The 20,494-nt window shown below is 67.4% G+C and carries 20 protein-coding genes and 1 pseudogene; 7 read left to right on the plus strand and 14 right to left on the minus strand.

The window, feature by feature from the left end:
* Positions 1–5 precede the first annotated feature (5 nt).
* On the minus strand, positions 6–1,373 hold the full coding sequence (locus ACJ512_RS19225) for a wax ester/triacylglycerol synthase domain-containing protein (protein WP_407688136.1): 1,368 nt from the start codon (positions 1,371–1,373) through the stop codon (positions 6–8).
* A gap of 108 nt (positions 1,374–1,481) precedes the next feature.
* Here ACJ512_RS19225 and ACJ512_RS19230 point away from each other — a divergent pair, with 108 nt between their 5' ends.
* A complete protein-coding gene (locus ACJ512_RS19230) occupies positions 1,482–2,330 on the plus strand; it encodes an SDR family NAD(P)-dependent oxidoreductase (RefSeq protein WP_407688137.1) in 849 nt (282 codons plus the stop codon).
* On the opposite strand, the gene ACJ512_RS19235 is transcribed toward ACJ512_RS19230, so the two are convergent.
* Positions 2,327–3,277, minus strand: coding sequence for an SMP-30/gluconolactonase/LRE family protein (locus tag ACJ512_RS19235; RefSeq protein ID WP_407688138.1), 951 nt, complete (start codon positions 3,275–3,277; stop codon positions 2,327–2,329). The genes ACJ512_RS19230 and ACJ512_RS19235 overlap by 4 nt on opposite strands.
* 159 nt (positions 3,278–3,436) lie before the next feature.
* Here ACJ512_RS19235 and ACJ512_RS19240 point away from each other — a divergent pair, with 159 nt between their 5' ends.
* Positions 3,437–3,721 carry a type II toxin-antitoxin system Phd/YefM family antitoxin gene (locus tag ACJ512_RS19240; RefSeq protein ID WP_407688139.1) on the plus strand — a complete coding sequence of 95 codons (285 nt, stop codon included), beginning with the start codon at positions 3,437–3,439 and terminating at the stop codon, positions 3,719–3,721.
* Positions 3,718–3,996 (plus strand): type II toxin-antitoxin system RelE family toxin, encoded by a 279-nt coding sequence (locus ACJ512_RS19245; RefSeq protein WP_407688140.1) that lies wholly within the window; start codon positions 3,718–3,720, stop codon positions 3,994–3,996. Before ACJ512_RS19240 ends, ACJ512_RS19245 begins: the two co-directional genes overlap by 4 nt.
* A 48-nt stretch (positions 3,997–4,044) precedes the next feature.
* Here ACJ512_RS19245 and ACJ512_RS19250 read toward each other — a convergent pair whose 3' ends face one another.
* Positions 4,045–4,803 (minus strand): SCO6745 family protein, encoded by a 759-nt coding sequence (locus ACJ512_RS19250; protein ID WP_407688141.1) that lies wholly within the window; start codon positions 4,801–4,803, stop codon positions 4,045–4,047.
* Positions 4,804–4,995: 192 nt separating this feature from the next.
* Here ACJ512_RS19250 and ACJ512_RS19255 point away from each other — a divergent pair, with 192 nt between their 5' ends.
* Positions 4,996–6,462 carry a biotin carboxylase gene (locus tag ACJ512_RS19255; RefSeq protein WP_407688142.1) on the plus strand — a complete coding sequence of 489 codons (1,467 nt, stop codon included), beginning with the start codon at positions 4,996–4,998 and terminating at the stop codon, positions 6,460–6,462.
* 23 nt (positions 6,463–6,485) lie between these two features.
* The gene (locus ACJ512_RS19260) at positions 6,486–7,643 is read left to right on the plus strand and encodes a serine hydrolase domain-containing protein (RefSeq protein WP_407688156.1); all 1,158 of its coding nucleotides are present in this window, start codon (positions 6,486–6,488) and stop codon (positions 7,641–7,643) included.
* On the opposite strand, the pseudogene ACJ512_RS19265 reads toward ACJ512_RS19260, so the two are convergent.
* From ACJ512_RS19265 to ACJ512_RS19290, 6 genes and pseudogenes are all read right to left on the minus strand, one after another.
* Positions 7,633–8,638 (minus strand): annotated as a pseudogene (locus ACJ512_RS19265) (NADP-dependent oxidoreductase). The gene ACJ512_RS19260 and the pseudogene ACJ512_RS19265 sit on opposite strands and share 11 nt — an antisense overlap.
* Before the next feature lie 240 nt (positions 8,639–8,878).
* Positions 8,879–9,283: a type II toxin-antitoxin system VapC family toxin gene (locus ACJ512_RS19270; protein WP_407688143.1), complete on the minus strand. Its 405-nt coding sequence runs from the start codon at positions 9,281–9,283 to the stop codon at positions 8,879–8,881.
* On the minus strand, positions 9,268–9,513 hold the full coding sequence (locus tag ACJ512_RS19275; protein ID WP_407688144.1) for an antitoxin VapB family protein: 246 nt from the start codon (positions 9,511–9,513) through the stop codon (positions 9,268–9,270). Before ACJ512_RS19275 ends, ACJ512_RS19270 begins: the two co-directional genes overlap by 16 nt.
* Before the next feature lie 193 nt (positions 9,514–9,706).
* Entirely contained in the window at positions 9,707–10,075 is a 369-nt protein-coding gene (locus ACJ512_RS19280) for a type II toxin-antitoxin system VapC family toxin (RefSeq protein ID WP_461479804.1), read from the minus strand.
* A gap of 23 nt (positions 10,076–10,098) precedes the next feature.
* The gene (locus ACJ512_RS19285) at positions 10,099–10,368 is read right to left on the minus strand and encodes a type II toxin-antitoxin system Phd/YefM family antitoxin (RefSeq protein ID WP_407688146.1); all 270 of its coding nucleotides are present in this window, start codon (positions 10,366–10,368) and stop codon (positions 10,099–10,101) included.
* A 221-nt stretch (positions 10,369–10,589) separates the two neighbouring features.
* The gene (locus ACJ512_RS19290) at positions 10,590–11,603 is read right to left on the minus strand and encodes an NADP-dependent oxidoreductase (protein ID WP_407688147.1); all 1,014 of its coding nucleotides are present in this window, start codon (positions 11,601–11,603) and stop codon (positions 10,590–10,592) included.
* A gap of 98 nt (positions 11,604–11,701) precedes the next feature.
* Here ACJ512_RS19290 and ACJ512_RS19295 point away from each other — a divergent pair, with 98 nt between their 5' ends.
* Together ACJ512_RS19295 and ACJ512_RS19300 are read left to right on the plus strand one after the other, a co-directional pair.
* On the plus strand, positions 11,702–12,673 hold the full coding sequence (locus ACJ512_RS19295; RefSeq protein WP_407688148.1) for a type I restriction endonuclease: 972 nt from the start codon (positions 11,702–11,704) through the stop codon (positions 12,671–12,673).
* A 102-nt stretch (positions 12,674–12,775) separates the two neighbouring features.
* Positions 12,776–14,314 (plus strand): serine/threonine-protein kinase, encoded by a 1,539-nt coding sequence (locus ACJ512_RS19300; protein ID WP_407688149.1) that lies wholly within the window; start codon positions 12,776–12,778, stop codon positions 14,312–14,314.
* A gap of 11 nt (positions 14,315–14,325) precedes the next feature.
* Here ACJ512_RS19300 and ACJ512_RS19305 read toward each other — a convergent pair whose 3' ends face one another.
* The 5 genes from ACJ512_RS19305 to ACJ512_RS19325 form a co-directional block, all read right to left on the minus strand.
* The gene (locus tag ACJ512_RS19305; RefSeq protein WP_407688150.1) at positions 14,326–14,652 is read right to left on the minus strand and encodes a pyrophosphohydrolase domain-containing protein; all 327 of its coding nucleotides are present in this window, start codon (positions 14,650–14,652) and stop codon (positions 14,326–14,328) included.
* Between the two features lie 249 nt (positions 14,653–14,901).
* A complete protein-coding gene (locus tag ACJ512_RS19310; RefSeq protein WP_407688151.1) occupies positions 14,902–15,345 on the minus strand; it encodes a hypothetical protein in 444 nt (147 codons plus the stop codon).
* 34 nt (positions 15,346–15,379) lie between these two features.
* A complete protein-coding gene (locus tag ACJ512_RS19315) occupies positions 15,380–16,435 on the minus strand; it encodes a hypothetical protein (protein WP_407688152.1) in 1,056 nt (351 codons plus the stop codon).
* A gap of 2 nt (positions 16,436–16,437) precedes the next feature.
* Complete coding sequence (locus ACJ512_RS19320; RefSeq protein ID WP_407688153.1) at positions 16,438–16,737, minus strand: hypothetical protein; 300 nt, start codon at positions 16,735–16,737, stop codon at positions 16,438–16,440.
* A 181-nt stretch (positions 16,738–16,918) separates the two neighbouring features.
* Positions 16,919–20,389, minus strand: coding sequence for a DUF3320 domain-containing protein (locus tag ACJ512_RS19325; RefSeq protein ID WP_461479805.1), 3,471 nt, complete (start codon positions 20,387–20,389; stop codon positions 16,919–16,921).
* Positions 20,390–20,494 lie beyond the last annotated feature (105 nt).

Raw genomic sequence — 20,494 nt, forward strand, 5'->3', positions numbered from 1 at the left:
AGACACTAATCGGCGAGCGCCAGCACCTCGTCGAACCCGTCGACGAGGCACTGGTAAAACACCTCGAAGTCGGGAATCGCGCCCGCGTCGACGTTGATTCCCAGCGCGCAGGTATCCATATAGGTGAGCAGCGTGACATTGACCGCTGCACCGATCGTCGGGCCGAACCCATACGCCATCCGCAGCGGGGCGCCGCCGAGGCTCACCGGGGCCGGGATGCCGGGCACGTCGCTGGCCACGAAGTCGACGCGACGCAGCGCCGCCCCGATGTACCAGCGCGGCAACAGGTTCAACGCACCGGCGATCAATTGCATGTACGGCAGCGAGCGCTCGTCGCGCTGCCTGGTGGCCCGACGGTGGATCTCCTCGATGCGGCGCGCCGGGTCGGCGAGACCGACCGGCACGTCGAACCGCATGATCGTGACGCGGTTCCCGCCGATCGCGTCGCCTTCAGCGCGCAGGCTCATCGGCATCCCCACATGAAAGTCCCCGACCGCGGCGTGGTGCTGTTCGTGGTAGCGGCGCAGCGCGCCGGTCAGGCCCGCCAGGAAAGCGTCGTTGAGCGAACCCCCGCCCGCGTGTGCGGCGGCGCGCAGACGCGGCCTCGACACCGCGTGGATCCCGAGGCGACGGACCGTCGAGCGGTCCCTCATGAGCGACGAGCCGGGCTCGGTGATCGGGCGCACGGTGCGATAGATCGACGACGCGACCCCGGCCGCGGAGGTGGCCGTCTGCACCGGGTGCCGGGCGGCGCTGCGCACCACGCCTGGAATGCCGGCTACCGAAGCCGTTGCGGCACGGGCGAGTAGCCCGGCGTCGTAGCGGACTGTGTCGCGCAGCCCGTCCAGCGGCGACGGCGGCCGCGGTGGCGGCACGGCGGGCGGTGCGCCGCCGCGGCGGCCGGTGACATCGAACAGCGTCATCGCGATCTGGACGCCGCCGATGCCGTCGGCCAGCGAGTGGTGCATCTTGGTCATCAGTGCCGCGCCGCCGTCTGCAAGTCCGTCGATCAGGGTGATCTCCCAGAGCGGTCGGGCCCGGTCGAAGTCCGCCATCGCGGCCAGCCGGCCCATCTCCAGGACCGCCGCGACGGTGCCAGGCGGCGACGCGGTCACCCGGCGCATGTGGAAACCGAGGTCGAAATCCGGGCAGTCCGCCCAGCGGGGCGGGGCCGGCCGACGCGAGGACACGATCCGCTTGCGGAAGGTCGGCAGTCGACGGCTGAGTCCGTCGAACCTCTCCACGAGTTCGCCCCAATCCGGGGTGCCGTCCAGCAGGGAGATCGTGACGATGGTCGAACGCAGGACGGGATCGCTTTCCATGGCCCACAGGAAAGCGTCGGTGTTCTGCATGAACTCGCTCACTGCGTCCATAGTGCGCCGAGATCTCGCAGTCGCCAATGATTCCGGCAAACCTCTGCGGTCACGCGGGCGCGGCGAAGCGTCGTTGACAGTGGGCGGGGCGGTCCCGATACTGCAGCCGTGGTCGATTTCGGGCTGTCCGGTAAGCGTGCGGTGGTCTCGGGTGCGGGTTACATCCCCGAGCGCGCGGGCCACGGCTGGTTCACGTCGTTGGTCCTGGCCGAGGCGGGCGCGTCGGTGGCCTGCATCGACATCGACGAGCGGCGCGCGCATCACGTCGCCGACGAGATCGTCGCCAGGGGCGGTCAGGCCGTGCCGATCGTCGCGGACATGGCCGATCCCGAGCAGGTCGGCCGGGCGATCGACGACGCCGTCGCGGTGCTGGGCGGGGTCGACGTGTGCGTCGACATCATCGGCGGTGCGACCTGGTCGAAGGTCGAGGACTTCACCACCGAGTTGTGGGACGCGGCGATCCACTACAACCTGACCCAGGTCTACTACCTCTTTCAGGCCGTGTCCCGGCAGATGATCGCCCAGCGCACGGGCGGCTCGCTGGTGGCGCTCGCCTCGGTCGACGGCATCGCGGCGGCGACCTACCACGCCGCCTACGGCGCCGCCAAGGCCGGCGTTATCTCCCTGGTCAAGACCTTCGCCGACGAGCTGGGCCGGTACGGGATCCGCGCCAACGCGGTCGCGCCGGGCAACGTGGGCTCGGGCAACGAGGACCAGCCGCCGCACGAGTACGCCGTCAACGGCATCAACCCGCTGGCGGCGCCGCGCGCGCACGACGTCGCCAACGCCGCGTTGTTCCTGTCCTCCGAGCTGGCCGCCCGCATCACCGGTCAGACGCTGGTCGTCGACGGCGGCGCCACCATTCGGCAGCTGTGGGGACTGCCCGAATCGATGATCCCGGCCGACCCGCAGCAGGCGCTGCCGGACTTCATGCGGCCCGGGCCTTCCGAAGGCTAGCGCTGGTGGTCCATCGGCAGGCCCGGCACCGAGCTTCTGCCTTTGAGCACGTGCGGGGTCAGGATCGAGCCGATGTAGACGTCACGCATGTCCGCTCCGCCCCAGGCGATGCTGGTCGGGCCCTGTAACGCCGCGCCGTCGGGGTCGTCGAGCACGACGGTCGCCGTACCGTCCGGGCGGATCGCGACGATCCTGTTGGCCAAAACGAGTGTGACCCAGAGGTTTCCCTCGGCGTCGAACGCGCAGCCGTCGGCCATCCCCCACCGGCGGCCCACCTGCGGGTCGGCCAGGAAGCGGCCGGCGTCGGGGCCGAACTCGTCGGGGCGCCGGTCCCCCAGCGGCGGGCCGAATCGTTGTTGGGGCCCCAGTGTTTCGCCGTGGATCGGGAAGCGCACCACGTCGGCGTTCAGCGTGCGGACCACATACAGGGAGGCCTCCTCGCGGTCCAGCGTCATGCAGTTGGGGAAGGCCACCGCGTCGGCGACCACGTGCGCCGACCGGCGATCCGGTGCCACCCGGAACAGGTACCCGTCGGGGGTGCCGCGCGCGATGGTGTCGAGCAGGTCGTCGGCCGTCGTGCTCACCGAACACCACAGCGCCCCAGCGGAATCCACGCACACGAAGTTCAGCCACGTCAGCGGACGTCCCTCGAGTTGTCCGCTCAACAGGGTCGTGATCGCGCCGCTCACCGGGTCCAGGTCCTGCAGCGCGCCCGCGCCCCAGTTGGCGATCAGGAAGTGGCCGTCGCGGTCACGGGCGATGCCGTTCGGCTCGCCGCCGGCCCGGCCGATGCGCCGAACGTTGTCCTCGTCGATCAGTTCCGCGACGGCAGAGGCCTTGTCGGAGGCGAAGACTCGCCCGTCACCGGCCACGACGACGTGTTCGGGGCGCTGCACGCCGCGCCCGACGGGGTGCAGACCCGTCAGCCCGATCGGGGTCTCGGCCATTTGGCTCATCGTTGCCTCGCCTGCGCGGGTGGGAAGCCGACTGTCAGGCTAGCGCGTGGGCGTCGCACCGGTCACAGCGGTCACAGCGAGGGAACCATGGTGCGACGTGCCCACAAAACCCTGGACACACAGCAGAAACAATTGGTCATACTTATGACTATGCCCGAAATGCGCTCACTCGCCGACGTGAAGGCACACCTGTCGGAGTTGGTGGCCAGCGTCGGCGATCAGCACGAACGGATCACGGTGACGGTGCATGGACGCCCCGCGGCGGTCCTTCTTGCCGTCGACGATCTGGAGTCGCTCGAGGAAACCATTGCGGTGCTGTCCGACGCGAAGGCGCTTCGCGCCCTCGGGGAGGCCGATGCCGAGCTGGCGCGGGGAGAAGGGGAGGGCCAGGACGCCCTTACCGCAGCGATGCAAGCGCGCCGAGCCAGGAAGTGACCGGTTCGCGCTACGAGCCGATAATCGCTCCGACAGCGAGAAAGCAACTGGCCGAACAGCTTCCCGAATCGGTGGCGTTCGCCGCTTATGAATTCCTCATCGGTCCACTGCTCGACAATCCCCACCGCGTGGGCACGCGGCTCCGACCGCCGTTGCATGATCGCTTCAGCGCACGCCGCGGCACCTACCGCGTGATCTACAGAATCGATGACGAGCGTCGGCACGTCGCCGTCGTCGGGGTGTTCAGCCGCGCGGACGCATACCGTGCACGCTGACCGCATCGCGGATCTGCATATCGGCGAGGCACACGGCCCGTCGGCCGTTCAGGTCGCGGCGGAGGCCTTCAGCGACGCCAGGGCGCTCGCGCTGAGGCGGGCCAGTTCGTCCGCCTCGTCGGGAGTGAGTGCGGCCGCGAAGATCTCGGCCATCCGGTGGTTGGTCGCGCGCTCGACCTCGGCGTAGCGGTCCTTCTTGTCTGCGCCGTCGGCGAACGGCTCGGGCCAGCCGAACATCGCCGCGTACTGATGGCCCTTGTTGAGCATGTGCGCTTCCACCGCGGTGATGCCGGAAATGGTCAGGGCGTTGAAGTGCACACTGCCCCGCAGTTCCCGCAGGACGTGCATGACCTGCAGCGCCCGCGCGGGCGCGTCGTCGGCCAGCGGCATGGTGCGCCAGCCGGCATACAACGGCAGGCCCGCGTCCGGTGCCGCCGCGATGATCTTCTCCCCCAGCGCCGCGATGCGGTCCAGGCCTTGGGCGCCGGCCAGGTGCTTGCGGCCGAAGCGGGCGGCCTGGTCCCAGTACACCTCGGCCGCGCCGGCCGCGCCGCGCACCGCGACGCCCTCCTCCCACAGGCCGCGCAGGAAGTTGGGCTCGAACGCGACGAAGACCGAAGCGACCGTGGCGCCGGTGGCCTCGCCCAGCACGCCGCCGCGGCCGGCGACGTATCCGGTGAGCGGGTTCTGGTAGCCGGCGGCGATGCTCTCGGCGAACGTCTCGGGGTGCAGCATGAACACCGCGACCGCCTGTTCGATCGGCGAGGCCGCGGCGATGGTGGCGTCGAGCACGTCGGTGTGACTCATGGGTCTCCTTGTCATTCATGGGGCTGCGTGTGTCGCACGCTACTCCTGGCGTCGGCGGCGACCACGCGGGCAGCGGCGTCCCGCCGTCACCGCCGGTGCACTTGATACTCCCCACGCCCGTGGGCAGACTGGTCGGATGCAGCCACGTGAGCATGCCGCCGCCGCGGCGTCACCGACGACAGCGCGGCCGTCGTGAGCACGCCCGCCGACGCCGTCCGCCCGCTGACCTGCCTCTCGGACGTGCGCGCGTTCTTCCACACCAACACCACGCCGCTGTACTTCATCTCGCCGACCCCGTTCAACCTGCTCGGCATCGACCGCTGGGTGCGGAACTTCTTCTACCTGACCTACTTTGACTCGTTCGAGGGCGTGCATTCGCGGGTGTTCGTGCCCCGCCGGCGTGACCGCCGCGATTTCGACTCCATGGGCGACGTGTGCAACCACCTGCTGTCTGACCCCGAGACGCTCGAGTTCATCGCGGGCCGCGGACCCGGGGGCAAGGCCTGCTTCGTGATGCTGGACGAGGAGACTCAGGGGCTCGCCCGGCAGGCGGGTCTGGAGGTGATGCACCCGGCCGCGGAGTTGCGCAATCGCCTGGGCTCCAAGACCGTCATGACGCGCCTGGCCGACGAGGCGGGCATACCCAGCGTGCCGCACGTGATCGGACGGGCCGGCGCCTACGAGGAGCTGCTGTCGCTCGCAGAAGGCGCCGGGCTGGGCGACGACCTCGTCGTCTCGATCCCTTTCGGCAATGCCGGCAGCGGGACGTTCTTTGTGCGCGGTCAGCAGGACTGGGACGAGCACGCCGCCGATATGGCCACCCAGGAACTCAAAGTCATGAAGCGGATCCGCAACGTCGAGGTGTGCATCGAGGGTGCGGTGACCCGCCACGGCACCGTGATCGGCCCCGCGATGACGAGCCTCGTCGGTTACCGGGAGCTCACCCCCTACCGGGGCGCGTGGTGCGGCAACGACATCTGGCGCGAGGTGCTGCCGCCCGCGCAGACCCACGCCGCCCGCGAGATGGTTCGCAAGCTGGGCGACATCATGCGCCGGGAGGGTTACCGCGGTTACTTCGAGGTCGACCTGTTGCACGACCTGGACTCCGACGTGCTCTACCTCGGCGAGGTGAACCCGCGCCTGTCCGGCGCCAGCCCGATGACCAACCTGACCACCGAGGCCTACGCCGACATCCCGCTGTTCCTGTTTCATCTGCTCGAGTACATGGACGTGGAGTACGAACTCGACATCGAGGAGATCAACGCCCGCTGGGAGCGGGGATACGGCGAGGACGAGGTCTGGGGACAGGTGATCATCAACGAGACATCGCCGGACATCGAGCTGTTCACCGCGACACCGCGCACCGGTGTGTGGCGCATCGACGACGACGGCCGAGTCTCCTTCGCGCGCACCGCCAACGACTGGGCCACGCTGCTCGACGGGTCCGAGGCCTTCTACATGCGTGTCGCGGCGCCCGGCGACCTGCGCTCCGAGGGCGCCCAACTCGGCGTGCTGGTCACCCGCGGACACCTGCAAACCGCCGACTATCAGCTCACCGAACGCTGCCAACGCTGGGTGAAGGGCATGCGGGCGAAGTTCGTCTCGACACCGTTGGTGCCGGCCGCGCCGATCGTCTCGCGGCTCGTCGCGCGGGCGTGAGCGGCGTCCCGGCCGGCCTGTCGCTGGACAACTGGCTGTCGCCGCCGCACTCGCACTGGGCTTTTCAGCACGTCGAGGACTTCATGCCGACCGCGGTGATCCCGCGCGGGAGCGGCCCGGTGGCTTCGTTGCCCTGCGCCCGTGCGCCGATCGCCGAGATCGCGGTGACCCGCATCGACGGGACGGCCGGCACCGTCGGGGAGGTGATGGCCGGCAGTCATAGCGACGGGTGGGCCGTTGCGCACCGCGGGGTGTTGGTGGCCGAGGAGTACCGCGACGGCATGGGTGTGGGGACCCGGCATTTGTTGTTCTCGGTGAGCAAGTCGCTGGTGGCGGCCGTGGTCGGCGCGCTGTGCGGGGCCGGTGTGCTGGAAGTCGACGCTTTCGTCACGGATTACGTTGGGGCCCTGGCAGAGTGCGGTTACGCCGGGGCGACGGTGCGCCACCTGCTGGACATGCGGTCGGGGGTCTTGTTCTCGGAGGACTACGACGATCCGGACGCGGAGATCCACGTGCGCGAGCAGGTGATCGGGTGGCAGCGTCCGATCAGGACGGACCTGCCGTTGACGCTGCGGGACTACCTGCTGACCCTGCACCGGAAGTCGGCGCACGGCGGTCCGTTCGAATATCGTTCGTGTGAAACCGATGTGCTGGGCTGGGTCTGTGAGGCCGCCGCCGGTCAGGAGATGCCCGAGCTGATGTCGGAGCTGTTGTGGAGCCGCATCGGCGCGTTGGGCGATGCCACCATCGGCGTGGACGCGGCCGGCACCGGGGTTTTCGACGGCGGCATCAGCGCCTGCCTGACCGACATGATCCGGTTCGGTTCGCTATTTCTGCGCGACGGCGTGTCGCTGACCGGGCAGCAGGTGGTGCCGGCGGCGTGGATCGCCGATACCCTTACCGGCGGGCCCGATTCGCGTGCGGCGTTCGCCGCCTGCCCGCAGGGCACCGACATGCCCGGTGGGATGTACCGCAACCAGGTGTGGATTCCCTACCTGGGCAACAACATTGCGTTATGCCTGGGCATGTGCGGGCAGATGATCTACGTCAACCGGTCCGCGCAGGTGGTGGCCGCCAAGTTGTCCACCCAGCCGAACTCCGGGGATCCGCAGCTGCAGTTGGACACGTTGCGGGCGTTCGATGCGGTGGCACGTGAATTGGGTTCGGGCGCTAAACCTTGACGACGAGCTTGCCGACGTTGGTGCCGTCGAAGAGCATGTTGATCGCCGTCGGCAACTGCTCGAAGCCCTCGATGACCGTCTCGAGCGGGGTGAGCTTGCCCTCGGCGATCAGGCCGGCGATCTCGGTGATCGCCTCCGGCGCACGCCCGAAGTGGTCGAGGACGATGAAGCCCTGCACCGTCGCGCGCTGGATGAGCAGGTTGCCGAACGCGCGGCCCCGGCGGCGGATCGGCCGCGTTGTAGCCCGAGATCATGCCGCACAGAGCCACCCGCGCACCGATGTTCAGGCGCGCGAAGATCGCGTCCATGATGTCGCCGCCCACGTTTTCGAAGTCGACATCGATGCCGTCGGGCGTGGCCGCGGCGAGCTGGGCGGCCCAGTCGTCGGCGCGGTGGTCGACGGCCGCGTCGAAGCCGAGCCGCTCGGTCACCAGCTTGCACTTGTCGGGGCCGCCGGCGATCCCCACGACGCGCGCACCGGCGGCCTTGGCGAGCTGGCCGGCGACCGAGCCGACCGCGCCGGCCGCCGCCGAGACCACGACCGTCTCCCCCGGCTTCGGCTTGCCGATGTCGCGCATCCCGACCCACGCCGTGAGCCCGGTCATCCCGAGCGCGCCGAGATAGGCGCTCGGCGAGACACCCTCGGCGACCTCGACCGCCATCAACGGCGCCGTCGGCGAGGCGACCGCGTACTGCTGCCAGCCGACCAGGCCCTGCACCATCTGCCCGACCCGATAGTCCGGGCTGTTGGAGGCAATCACCTCGCCCAGGCCGAGCCCGCGCATGACCTCGCCGATGCCGACCGGCGGCAGGTAGGTCGGGGTGGCGTCGATCCACATGCGGTTGGTCGGGTCCAGCGAGATCCAGTCGACGCGCACCAGCGCCTCGCCGTCGCCGATCTGCGGGACCGCCTCCTCGCTGAGCTCGAAGGTGTCCGCGTCGATGCGCCCCGAGGGGCGCTGGCGGAGCAGGAAGCGGCGGTTGCGTTCGGTCATCAACCCACGGTAGCGGACGCGGCCGACGGTCCATATGGGTCCGTCCGAGCCACCCTGGTTCGTCGTACCCAGCGGTCGAAACTGTCCTGCCGGCCCGCCGGTGCAGGTATAAGATCAGTCGCGACGCGAAATAGCTTGCGCGGAAAGGCTTTCCGCCGAAGAACCGTGGTACGTCGACCGGCGGCAGCCGCCGTTCACGCCTGCACGAGTCAGGTCGTGGCCGACGCGCGCGACAGGCTATCAGCGGTATTCCACAATGCCCAGCCCATCGATACGCCGGAAATCCACCGTGTTCGCGGTGACCACCGGGATCCCTAATCGTAAGCTCGTGCAACCGATCCAGAGGTCGTTGGTGCCGATCAGTTCGCCGCGGCGACGTAGTTCGCGTGTCACTCTGGCGTAGACAAACGCGGTTTGATCATCCACCGGAACGACTACGTGACCTTCGCGCATGGCTGCCACGGTGGGGTGTTCAGCTTGGTCGAATCCTTCAGCGAACTCGCCCAGCGCGATCGTCGACAGGAACAACTCCGCGTCTGGCGACCGTTTGAGGAAACGGTGCGCGGCGCCGCCGTCACCACCGGAGACTCGTTCCCTTTGCAGATCGATCAGGAACGTGGTGTCGATGCTCAGCCGGAGCGCCATTGGTCATCCGGCGGCGTGTCCTCGCGCTGCGCTGCGTCCAGGCGCGCGAGAACGTCGTCGCTCACCGTCGGCAGTCCGGCGAGTGCATCGAGAAGCGCTGCTGCCGTGCGGGTTTCGTTGCGCCAGTGCGCGCGCTTGATGACATGAGAGAACGATTCGTTCGGCGAACGCCGAGCGGTCCGAAGGCGTTCGTAAGCCTCGAGATCGATCGATATCGTCTTGGTTGCCATAGTGCATGTATACATGCATGGATCTGTGCATGCAATGGGACGCCCCGCACAGAGCTTGGGACAAGTAATGATGCCGACTGATCTTGCCGAAGACTTTTCGACGACGACCACCAGCAAGCAGCGCCGGCGGCGTACATCTCAGGCGTTGGGCCAGCCAGTCGGTGCCCGCAGGAATCCGGCGGCGCCGTGGGCTCTACGCCGGCGCTTCGACCGTGATACCGAGGTCGGCGGCTGCGGCAGCCATCCGGTTGTCGTAGGTAAGCACCGCGCGCAGCTCCGCACCGGCACGCTGGGCGGCGGCGAGGTGGATGGCATCGAGAGTGCGCAAGCGGGCGGGGCGCATGTCAGCGGCGGCATCAAGCAGGCCCCGGGTCAGGTTGATGGTGTCGAGCTCGTCCAGGATGCGACGCGCCTGGACTACCGCCGCGCTGCCGGCGCCGGCGACGGCGCGGACGAGCTCGGTTCGGGTAAGCGCCGCAGTGAACAGCGTGTCGTCGCCGACCCGACGCAGGTACGCGTTTAGAGCCGCGGATTCACCTTCGGAGACAACGAGTTTGACCAACGCTGATGTGTCGAGGTATGTCCTCATCGTTCCCCGGCGCGCAGCTCGGCGAGCGCTTGCGAGGCGTCGAAGTCGCTTGCTATCGGTTCGATGTCCCGGATGTTTCCGCCGCGCGCGGCCGGGGTGATCTCCCCGGCCGCGATCATGTCCGCCCAGGTGTCGTCGGTGATGGGGACGAGCCGGGCGATCGGACGCCCGTGCTCGGTGATTTCGATAGGGTCTCCGCTGGACGTGACCTTGGCCAGATAGCGGCTGGCGTTCTGCCGGAGCTCGCGAACACCAATCCTCTCCATGTGCTACAGAGTAGCACTAATCCTCGGCGCCACGTAGCTCTCTGTGTCCGCTCCGGCACCCGCGCCGAGGTGAGCGGTTGCGACCATGCGTTATTGCGCGAGGGGTCTTGGAAATTCGACCACAGTGGTCGTGAAAGAGGCTGCGGGCGTATCTGATGGGTTCGGCACCAGCTAGCGTTCGGCCTGCCAGCGGGGCTGCGGTTGGCGCCGGCCGGCACGCTCTACTCGGACACCTTGACGACGAGCTTGCCGACGTTGGTGCCGTCGAAGAGCATGTTGATCGCGGTCGGCAACTGCTCGAAGCCCCCGATGACCGTCTCGAGCGGGGTGAGCTTGCCCTCGGTGATCAGGCCGGCGATCTCGGTGATCGCCTCTTGTGCTTGCCCGAAATGGTCGAGGACGACGAAGCCCTGCAGCGTCGCGCGCTGGATGAGCAGGTTGCCGAACGCGCGCGGCCCCGGCGGCGGATCGGCGGAGTTGTAGCCGGAGATCAGCCCGCACAGCGCCACGCGCGCACCGATGTTGAGGCGCGCGAAGATGGCGTCCATGATGTCGCCGCCGACGTTTTCGAAGTCGACGTCGATGCCGTCGGGCGTGGCTTTGGCGAGCTGGGCGGCCCAGTCGTCGGCTTTGTGGTCGACGGCCGCGTCGAAGCCGAGCCGTGCGGTGACCAGCGCGCACTTGTCGGGGCCGCCGGCGATGCCGACGACGCGCGCGCCCGCGGCCTTGGCGAGTTGGCCGGCGACCGAGCCGACCGCGCCGGCCGCCGCCGAGACCACGACCGTCTCCCCCGGCTTCGGCTTGCCGATGTCGTGGATCCCGACCCACGCGGTCAGCCCGGTCATGCCGAGCGCGCCGAGGTACGCGCTCGGCGAGACACCTTCGGCGACCTCGACCGGCATCAACGGCGCCGTCGGCGAGGCGACCGCGTACTGCTGCCAGCCGACGAGGCCCTGCACCGTCTGGCCGACCCGATAGTCCGGGCTGTTGGAGGCGATCACCTCGCCGAGGCCCAGGCCACGCATGACCTCACCGATCCCCACCGGCGGCAGGTAGGTCGGGGTGGCGTTGATCCACCCGCGGTTCGTGGGGTCCAGCGAGATCCAGTCGACGCGCACCAGCGCCTCGCCGTCGCCGATCTGCGGGACCGCCTCCTCGCTGAGCTCGAAGGTGTCCGCGTCGATGCGCCCCGAGGGGCGCTGGCGGAGCAGGAAGCGGCGGTTGCGTTCGGTCATGAGGTCCACGTAGCGCCAGGTGCCGGCGCAGGCTGTTGCGCTTCAGTCACTCTGCCAAAACACCTTACTGGCGGCCGCGGTCCGCTTACCCTCGACGCATGCCGGAGCCAGACGTGGAGGAAGCTGTAAGCGCCGCAGCGGGTGGCGATTCGGTCAGCAGGCTGGCCGCCTACCGCAAGTGCGCCGAACGTATACAGACGGCGTGGCCGGCGTTTGCCGCCGAGCGCCGGAGACGTCTGCAGCAGGGCGGCGGCGGGCAGCCCGTGGAGAAGGTCGCCGAGAACATCCTGGAGAACCTTTTCACCACGGTCCTGGACTGGCCGATCGAAAACGTCCGGCCGCAGGTGGAACGGGCCGACATCGTGTTGACGCGGCTGGGGCTGAAGTACCTCGTCCTGGAGGTGAAACGGCCTGGCTGGCTGACCGGGCGCCAGTCGGCGATCGAGGCCGCGTTGGCGCAGGCCCGTCGCTATGCCGACGATCAGCGCGTCAAGGCCGTGGCGGTCAGCGACTCGATCATGCTGTACGCGGCCGACGTCGTCGGCGGCGGGCTGCGCCCTCGGGTGTGGCTTCAGCTTGATGCCGACGAAGCCCCCGATGATCTGTGGTGGTTGTCGGTTCACGGCATCTACCGGCTCCGCCCGGATCGCCCGGTTGGGCTTGGTGCGCTGTCGATGCGCGGCGACGAGGTCGGATCTGATGTGGATCTCGGCGCCGCCGGTGAGCTGCACCCGAGATACAAGGTTGCGATGCAGTGCTTCGCCTATGTCGGCGCCGCGAACGACACGCATACCTGGAAGCTGCCCTATCTGCTGGCCGACGGCATCACCCCGGACGCCAGGCGGTTGCCGAAGGCGATCCAGTGCATCTTGAGCAACTACCGCGGCGCCGTGGTGGACATCCCGGAAGCCGACGTCGGTGATGTCCTGGTGCGACTCGGGACGGCGGCGTCGGTGCTGCACAAGATGCCCTGCCAAAAGCCGTCCACGGCCGCCGCCTACCGCGAAGCCCACCAATTCCTCGAGCAGCTGGACCGGCTCTCCGACGTCGGCTGTTGCCCCAGGGAGTAGCCGGCGAGCACCGCCTTCCGCGATAGGACTTCCTCGGCAAACGCCTGCGCTGCCCGCCGTCTCGTCGGATACTGACCGTGGCGAAAGGAAGCAGGGGATACGGTGAAGTCGCTCGTCGGCGAAATGTTCGGCAAGTACAAGGTTGTCCGACTGCTCGGTACGGGCGGCATGGGCAAGGTGTACGAGGCCTACGACACCGACAAGGGCAGAACGGTCGCGTTGAAGCTGCTCAACGAGCAGTACGCCGACGACGAGAATTTTCGCGCCCGCTTCCTGCGCGAATCTCGTGCCGCGGCCATCCTTCAAGAGCCGCATGTCATCCCGATCCACGACTGGGGTGAGATCGACAACGTCCTCTACATCGACATGCGGCTGGTCCGGGGCCAGACCCTGCACGACACGCTCAAGAGAGGCGCCCTGGACCCGCAGCGCGCCACCGACATCGTCGGCCAGATCGCGGCCGCGCTCGACGCCGCACACGCCGAAGGACTGATCCATCGCGACGTCAAACCGCAGAACATCATCGTCACGCCGGACGACTTCGCCTACCTGGTGGACTTCGGCATCGCCGAGACCAGGGGTGACACCCACCTGACGATGGCGGGTTATCAGGTGGGCAGTTTCGACTACATGGCGCCCGAGCGGTTCGGGGGCTCCGAGGCGACACCGGCCGTCGATGTCTATGCGCTGGCATGCGTTCTTCATGAGGCGTTGACCGGGCACAAGCCGTTCACGGGCCATGGCCACCAGGTCATCGCGGCCCACCTGTCGTCCCCGCCGCCGCGGCCCAGTGCGGTCAATGCCCGCGTTCCGGCGTCATTCGACGACGTCGTCGCCCGCGGCATGGCCAAACACCCCGATGACCGTTACGGCAGTGCCGGAGCGCTCGGCCGGGCCGCCAAGCGCGCCCTCGCCGACGCGACGTCGGCGGCCAGCGCCCCCACGATGGAGGCGCCCCAATACAGGGCGGGACCGGGTAGCTACCCACCCTTCAACGTCCAATACCCTCCTCCCCCAACGGCTCCGGCGGCACAAGGCCGTGGAAAGTACTTGCTGCCGGCCTTGATTGCCACCGCCGCGCTGCTGCTCGTCGGCGTCGTGGTGCTGACGGCGATCGCAGTTGTCGCCGGCCGGAACACGGAGCCGCAGACCCCCTCACCGGCACTGGCCGCTACCCCACCCAGCGTGACCACCCACCAGCCGGAGCCGTCCTCGACCACGCAGCCGGTCTACCCGCAAAGCACGGCCGCCTCCGCGCCGCTGGACGCCGCGCAGCGGCTGCGCGAGATTGCCGATGAGGACCGGCCATTCGTGGCCGCCACCCTTGCCGACCGTTGGGTGCCGCAACTGAGCTCCAAACGCCCTGGCGTCGTCGATCAGGGTGTGGTGTGGGACAACACCATGACCCTGCAGGAGCATCTGGACCTCCGGCAGCGCTATCCCGACGTGCGGCTGCTGTGGTCGGGTGACTGGTCGACCTTTTCGGCGCCCGACTTCTGGGTCACCGTGGTCGGCATGGCATTTCCCGACCCGGCCGGTCCGTTGGCATGGTGCAGGGACCAAGCACTAGACGGGGACCACTGCATCGCCAAGCTCATCAGCACGACGCATGCGGTTGAGGGAAGTACGGCCTACAACTGATGTGGGACAAACTAACCGGCCGGGTAGGGGTCGACGCCGTCCAGGTACAGCCGTTTCCCGAACCCGCCAGCCTCAGCGCGCTTGCGGTCTCCGGCGTCGACGACGTCCGCGAGCGTGACGCCGTGCTCGGCGGCGATGGCCTGAAGCACTTCCAGCACGTCGGCGGCCTCTTCGATGAGGGACTCGGTTGTCGTCACCGCGATCAGTTCGTCGACCTCTTCGCGCAGCTTGTCGTGGAGAGCGGCCAGGTATGCACCGGCGGCCAACGTCGTGACCCGGGGAGTGCGTCCGGAGGCTCGAATGATATCGGGAATCTTGTCCCGGACGAGTTTGCCCACGCGGCCCCTTTCGCTGGCGATGATGCGGTGGTGCAGTTCTACCTCACCGGGCCGACCACACGGGCGCACCGGCACCAGGGTGCCACATCTGTCACAGCGGCCACCGCTACAGAACCACTACGCAAAATGCCCGCCTCAGAGCGACTTTTCAGCGACAAACCGGGGAGCGGTCTCGCTGGCGAAATGTCTTGACGACGAGCTTGCCGACGTTCGCCCCACCGGGGACGACGATCGGAACTGTCGCGCTGGTTACGGCCGATTCCCGTACAGCCGAGGCTCGTTGATCGCGGGCCGATCCTGTTCTGAGCCAAGCTCCGTCGCGGGCGTTGTCGTCGGCGACGAATACCGGTACGCCTGGGGAATATCCGACGGCCGTTGCGGCAGGCGTTCGCGCGGAGAGCCGAACCACCAGATGGTCTCGGGTTCGCCTGGCCGACGGGACGACGAGGACGGCTGATTCTCCTCGAAATCGCAGAGGTAGTAGTAGAGGACCGCCTCGGAAAGATCCGGCCACGGACCCGGGTCGATGATCGACTCTCTGGTGTCGCGGACCAATCCCCAGGTTCTATCCGAAGGTGGGGCGGTGTAGACACAGTACATCGTCGCGCCCTCGGTCCAGGCGTGCGTGACAAGGTAGGGGCCGTGACCGCGGTTGTTCTCAACTTCGATGTGCCGCAACAGGTTGTGCAACACCTCGGCGGCAAATTGATCTTGCGCGTCGCTAGCGTCAGTTGATGGGCACATTTTTGTTCACCCATGGCGGTGTCAGCGTCCAACCCGGTTCCACTTCAACCACTCCACTACCCCCCGCGAGCGGATACATCGAGATGACCCCTTTCTGTCCGCCATCGGGAATACCGGGACGTCCTTCGTTGACGTTCGCCACGATCCTCATGGTCAGGCTCTCGCCCGTATCCTCGCAATCGGCGATCCCAAGCGGCCCTTGTGTACAGTGCACACGGTTGATCGGAACCTCGTAGACAAGGGTTCCGCCCTGGCTGCTCACCGGTCGACTGTGTGAGATCAGATCCCGGAAAACGTTGGGGTTGACCACGTGGTGCCGCCAGTACGCCTTGTCCCACCCGAAACCTTGTTGTGTGCTCTCGTCGTAGTAGCCGCGCCGGAGAACGACATGGTTGCCGTCGAGGTCCGTAGCCTCGGCGATCACCTCGTTGATCGGGTACGTGGGGGGCGGAGGCTGCTCTTTGAAGGTGTGGTTGTCGACGGGATGGACATGGGCGTCTGTCTTGTCCGAATCTTGGGGGAAAGCCTGGCGGATGCCGGCCACCGCTGCGGTGATCTTGCCGGCTACCTGTTGGTCGACGTCCACCAGCTGAGCCGCGCGCCCGCGGATATCGCCGGCCAGGATCAGCGCCCGGGCGTGCCGGGCAGACCGCTGCACGGCCGACCCACCGCGGGAGCGGTCGGTGACCGCAAGATCATCCCCCACCTCGAACCCCTCCGCGTGGGCGTCCTCCACCGCATAGCGGACCCGTGAGCGGGCGCCATACAGATCCGAGGCCCCGCTACGGGCGACTTTGGCCGCCTCGTGCAACTGGTCGGCCACTGCACTGGTGGTCAGCATGTCGGAATGGGTCGCCGTCCGCAACCTGTCGGCCGCCTCGCCCTGCCAATCGATTGAAATCGCTTCCCGCCAGACCTGATTGGCCACCCCGTAGCAGCGTCCGCCGACGGCCTGCCAGTAATCGGCAGCTTCAGTCAGGTGTTCGGTGGGCCAGGCCAGCAGTTGAGCGAGGCTGGCAGACGCTGCGGGCGCTCGCATCGCTAGACGCAGGCCTCCGGGGAGGCCAAGGCCGCCAGCTCGTGGGCCGAGTCAGCTTCATTGGCGACATAGCGGGAATCGGCCTCGGCGACGTGGACGGCACGGACACAAATCCGTGCGGCCAGTCCCGCCGTGAACGCTGCGACATCGGCATGGGCGGCGTTCACTGCTACGGCGCTGGCCTGAGACGACAAACCCAACCCCGCCGGGGCAGTCGTTTGCTCGAGGTCGCCCGCTGTGGCGCCCCATCTGCCGGCCATCACCTGCACACCAGCACTATCCACCCGCAGTGGCTGCTGCATGGGCCGAAGTTTATCCATGCTCGTGCTTGCCGGCCAGTCACCGCGGGCCGGCCCCGCCGCCGCGGTCGGAGAGACCGGCACGTGAGCAAGTCCCGGTCCGCCCTAGCTGCCGGCCATCACGATGACGACGAACGCGCCGGTGGCTTGACTAACAGGGGCCACCGGAAAGGCTCAAATATCCTTATTCCTCGGCGATCTCATTTCCGGCCGCGAGCTGCTCGATCACCCCGTCGATATGGCTCTTGATGTCTGCGCCGGTACGAGTCCAACCGAAGATACGGGCAACCGCTGTGATGAGCTCGGTCCTCTCTGTCGTTCCCGTATCCCGGAGAAGCAGCGTGGCGCAAAGGCGAATTTCGCTATGCGCGACGTGTTCGACTTTTCTGATCACGCCGTTCGGGGTTCGGACACGGTCGACTGGGCGGCCCTTGCGGTCGATGAAGTCGCCGTCACGATCGACGTTGTCGTGACTGAGCCCGATGGCTCGATCGATGTTCTCGCTGATCTTGGAGCCGATGCGCCCTATGCCCCACGCCTCCCTCAAACGCTGATGGACGAGGGACATGTGGACCGGGCCTTCGATGTCGGCGATGGCGACCACGGCGTCGGTCATGTGATGGTGGCAGTCGGCCTCGGAAGGGTCGATCCACCGAGGCAGCGGCTGCACATGTGCCACCCTGTATTCCGTCGTCCACGATGGCGTTTCGTAGGTCTCCACTTGGGTTGTCTCGACGATTCGACGTGGCAGGTTGCCGTCGTCAGCGTTGATCCGGCCGTCCGCGGGTGCGTTGATTGCAGCTTCGATTGCGGCACGCAGCCGGTCCTCTTCAATCTGCCGGTTTCGATACCATGCGGTTCCCCAGATCCGGTGCAGCCGCCAGCCCAGTCCGCGCAGAATCTGTTCCCGTAGCCTGTCGCGGTCACGGGCAGCGGGAGCGGAATGATACTGGTAACCATCGCATTCGACACCGAGAGCAAACTGACCTGGATGGGCGGGATGCCGTATTCCGATGTCGATGCGGAATCCAGCCGCTCCGATTTGCGGTTCGACGGTGTAACCCCATGCACGGATTGCCTTGATGACGGATTCTTCGAAGGGGCTGTCGGGGCCGAGCCCGCTGCTGCCCAGGTCGATGGCCAGGGCCGCTTGGCCGCGCTCGGCGTAGTCCAGGTACGCGCGAAGATATTCGACGTTTTCGTTGCCAGACGGCGGGACGTCGCCGGCACGCACGGACGCAACGACCTCGACGCGCTGACGGGCGCGCGTAGCCGCGACGTTGAGCCGGCGCCAGCCTTTGGGTTTGTTCAGCACCCCGAAGTTGGTGGTGATTTTGCCGGCCTCGTCCGGCCCGTAGCCGATCGAGAAGATGATGACGTCGCGCTCGTCGCCTTGAACTGATTCCAGCGACTTCACGAAAAAGGCGTTCAGCCGGTCGTCGCCATCGAAGAACCGGTCGAGGTCACGGCGACTCTCCCGCGCTTTGTCGATGGCATCGATGATCGCGTCTGCCTGGGCGACGGAGAAGGTCACGACGCCAAGGGTGAGATGTGGTCGCGTCGTGAAGTGCTCGATGACCCGTTCGGCGACCCGTGCGGCCTCCAGCGGGTTGTCCGCACCGCCCCCGCGGCGGTACACGCCGTGGGCGTGGAAGAACTGCACGCCCACGTCCGGGCCTTCCGAGTGCGAGCTGGGGTACGTTACGAGCTTGCCGTCGTAGAACTTGTAGTTCGAGAACGCGATGAGGTCTTCGTGCCGGCTGCGGTAGTGCCAGTTCAACCGGAGGTCGTTGAAGGCTCCACAACCTTTCGCCAGCTCGAGGACGGACTGGAAATCGGCGGCGTCGGTGTCGTTTTCGTCGAAATCGCTCTCTGCCTCGACGCGTTCGAAGAACGAGGTCGGGGGCAACTGTTTGTCGTCTCCGGCAAGGATCAGCGACTTGCCGCGGTAGATGCAGTTGATGGCATCGCCCGGGGTGACCTGTGACGCCTCGTCGAAGATGACGACGTCGAAGCTCATGTCTGCCGGCAGGTACTGGCTGACGGCCAGCGGCGACATCATGAAGCACGGCTTGATGGCCAACGAGGTGTTGCGGGACCGGGAGATGAGGTCGCGCACCGGTAGGTGTCGTGACTTCTTCATTCCCTCGCGGCGTATCACTCCGGGTTCGCCGATCTCGGCGACCGACGGTCTGCGCGTGTTCACTGCGCGGATGATGTCGCTCGTCGCAGTCAGAATGAGTTGCTTGTCGAGCTTGCGGTACTCCTGGACAAGGGCGCTACGATCGCGCTCCTGTAGCGGCCGGATGCGCGTGTCGTTCTGGATTGCGTGGTCGGCCCATGAACGCAGTAACGCTTTCTCGATGACGCGGGGTACTTGTTCGGCTCCCACGCGCTGTTCGATGCAGAAGTCGATGGCGGTATCGAGGCCGTGCTTGGCCAGATCGGCGCGGGCTCTTGTGTACGCGAACCACTCCTCTTGCCCGGTGCTGTCGTCCTTCAGATCACTGATCAGGCTCGCGGCGTTGGAGTAATCGTCAAGTTCGGTTCTGAGCTCCGCATGCCGGTCGGAATGGAAGGCGTCGATGATCCGATCGGCAGCGGTGGCCCATTTCCCGGCCGCGGCGGCCAGGTGATGCACGGGGCGCGACGCGGTCAGCGCCGTGACTTGGGCGTCGGTCAGTGCTCGCCCGGCGATCTCGCGGGTTTCCTGGGCCCACTTCAGGCCGTCGTTCAGGCGGTCCAGATCGGAGAGTGCTCCGTCGAAGCAAGCGCCGAATGTGGCGGCGTACGTGGCTGTCTCGGAGCGCAAGTTCGCGTGCGACTCGGCCGCTGCACCGCGCAGGGCGAGAATTTCCTCAGCTTCGATCAGGCTGTGCGCCCGCCCGGTCGCCTGGTCGATCGCCGATATGCGTGCCGCCGTCTGCCGCAGGGGTTCCAGCTGGGCACGCAGCCAGTCGATGGACCGGCCGATCGGGTCGAGGACCAGTTCGGGTCGCCCTTGCAGCGCCGGTGCTGGTGCCAGGGAGGATTTCCAACCTGCGAGATCGTGACGGATCTCCTGGATCAGACTGCGGTGCGCCGCGTTCGGCTGGCTGGTGCAGACGTACTCGGCGAGGCTGGGGGGAACAGCTTGCCCCCCAAGCAAGTCGAAAATGCGACTTGCGGCTGCCAAGGCAGCGGCGATCGATGCAAAGTCGGTTTCTCGTCCCCGCCAGTAGTGGCCCAACAGTCCCGCATATTGCGCAACCGCCGCTTCATAGCGACGGGCGGCATCGGACCAGCGGACCGCGGCCGGCAGATGGTGAAGGCCCTGTTTGAATTTCGTGCCGGCCACGAGCAGACCAGTCAACGCCTTCTTGTCGGCTCGATAGTCACCGGATAGCTTCTTGAGGCCGTGATGCCGGTGTTCGAAGCGGTCGGAAAGCTCGGCGAGCGGGGCGTGCAGCGCGTCGCCGGTAAATATCGGCGTCGCCGCCGTTTCGGCGTCGGCAAGCTCGCGCAGACTGGTTTCCAGGGCGTCGACGGCGGCGCGAGCGCCGGCCCACGAGCTCGGCGTAGTCCATTCGCGCAACGGCCGGTGCGGTGCATGGACAAGTTCTGCGAGTGCCAAGACCCTGTCGGCGTCGTGTTGACCGGCGTTCAAGGTGAGCATGTTGGCGGCGTTCTCGGTGAGGATGATTAGCGCGATTTGGTGTTCACGCTGACGCTGTGATGCTCGCGGTGACGGTGTCGGCCGGCGGTGGTGTTCACGGTGCCG

Source organism: Mycobacterium cajalii, assembly GCF_045809005.2.
In the GTDB taxonomy this organism is placed as follows: Bacteria; Actinomycetota; Actinomycetes; order Mycobacteriales; family Mycobacteriaceae; genus Mycobacterium.

Coding starts and splice junctions, on each gene's coding strand:
- ACJ512_RS19225 (WP_407688136.1), bottom strand. CDS start 1,373: ATGGACGCAGTGAGCGAGTTCATGCAGAACACCGACGCTTTCCTGTGG.
- ACJ512_RS19235 (WP_407688138.1), bottom strand. CDS start 3,277: ATGGCCGAGACCCCGATCGGGCTGACGGGTCTGCACCCCGTCGGGCGC.
- ACJ512_RS19240 (WP_407688139.1), top strand. CDS start 3,437: ATGCCCGAAATGCGCTCACTCGCCGACGTGAAGGCACACCTGTCGGAG.
- ACJ512_RS19250 (WP_407688141.1), bottom strand. CDS start 4,803: ATGAGTCACACCGACGTGCTCGACGCCACCATCGCCGCGGCCTCGCCG.
- ACJ512_RS19270 (WP_407688143.1), bottom strand. CDS start 9,283: ATGGCGCTCCGGCTGAGCATCGACACCACGTTCCTGATCGATCTGCAA.
- ACJ512_RS19275 (WP_407688144.1), bottom strand. CDS start 9,513: ATGGCAACCAAGACGATATCGATCGATCTCGAGGCTTACGAACGCCTT.
- ACJ512_RS19285 (WP_407688146.1), bottom strand. CDS start 10,368: ATGGAGAGGATTGGTGTTCGCGAGCTCCGGCAGAACGCCAGCCGCTAT.
- ACJ512_RS19290 (WP_407688147.1), bottom strand. CDS start 11,603: ATGACCGAACGCAACCGCCGCTTCCTGCTCCGCCAGCGCCCCTCGGGG.
- ACJ512_RS19295 (WP_407688148.1), top strand. CDS start 11,702: ATGCCGGAGCCAGACGTGGAGGAAGCTGTAAGCGCCGCAGCGGGTGGC.
- ACJ512_RS19315 (WP_407688152.1), bottom strand. CDS start 16,435: ATGCGAGCGCCCGCAGCGTCTGCCAGCCTCGCTCAACTGCTGGCCTGG.
- ACJ512_RS19320 (WP_407688153.1), bottom strand. CDS start 16,737: ATGCAGCAGCCACTGCGGGTGGATAGTGCTGGTGTGCAGGTGATGGCC.
- ACJ512_RS19325 (WP_461479805.1), bottom strand. CDS start 20,389: ATGCTCACCTTGAACGCCGGTCAACACGACGCCGACAGGGTCTTGGCA.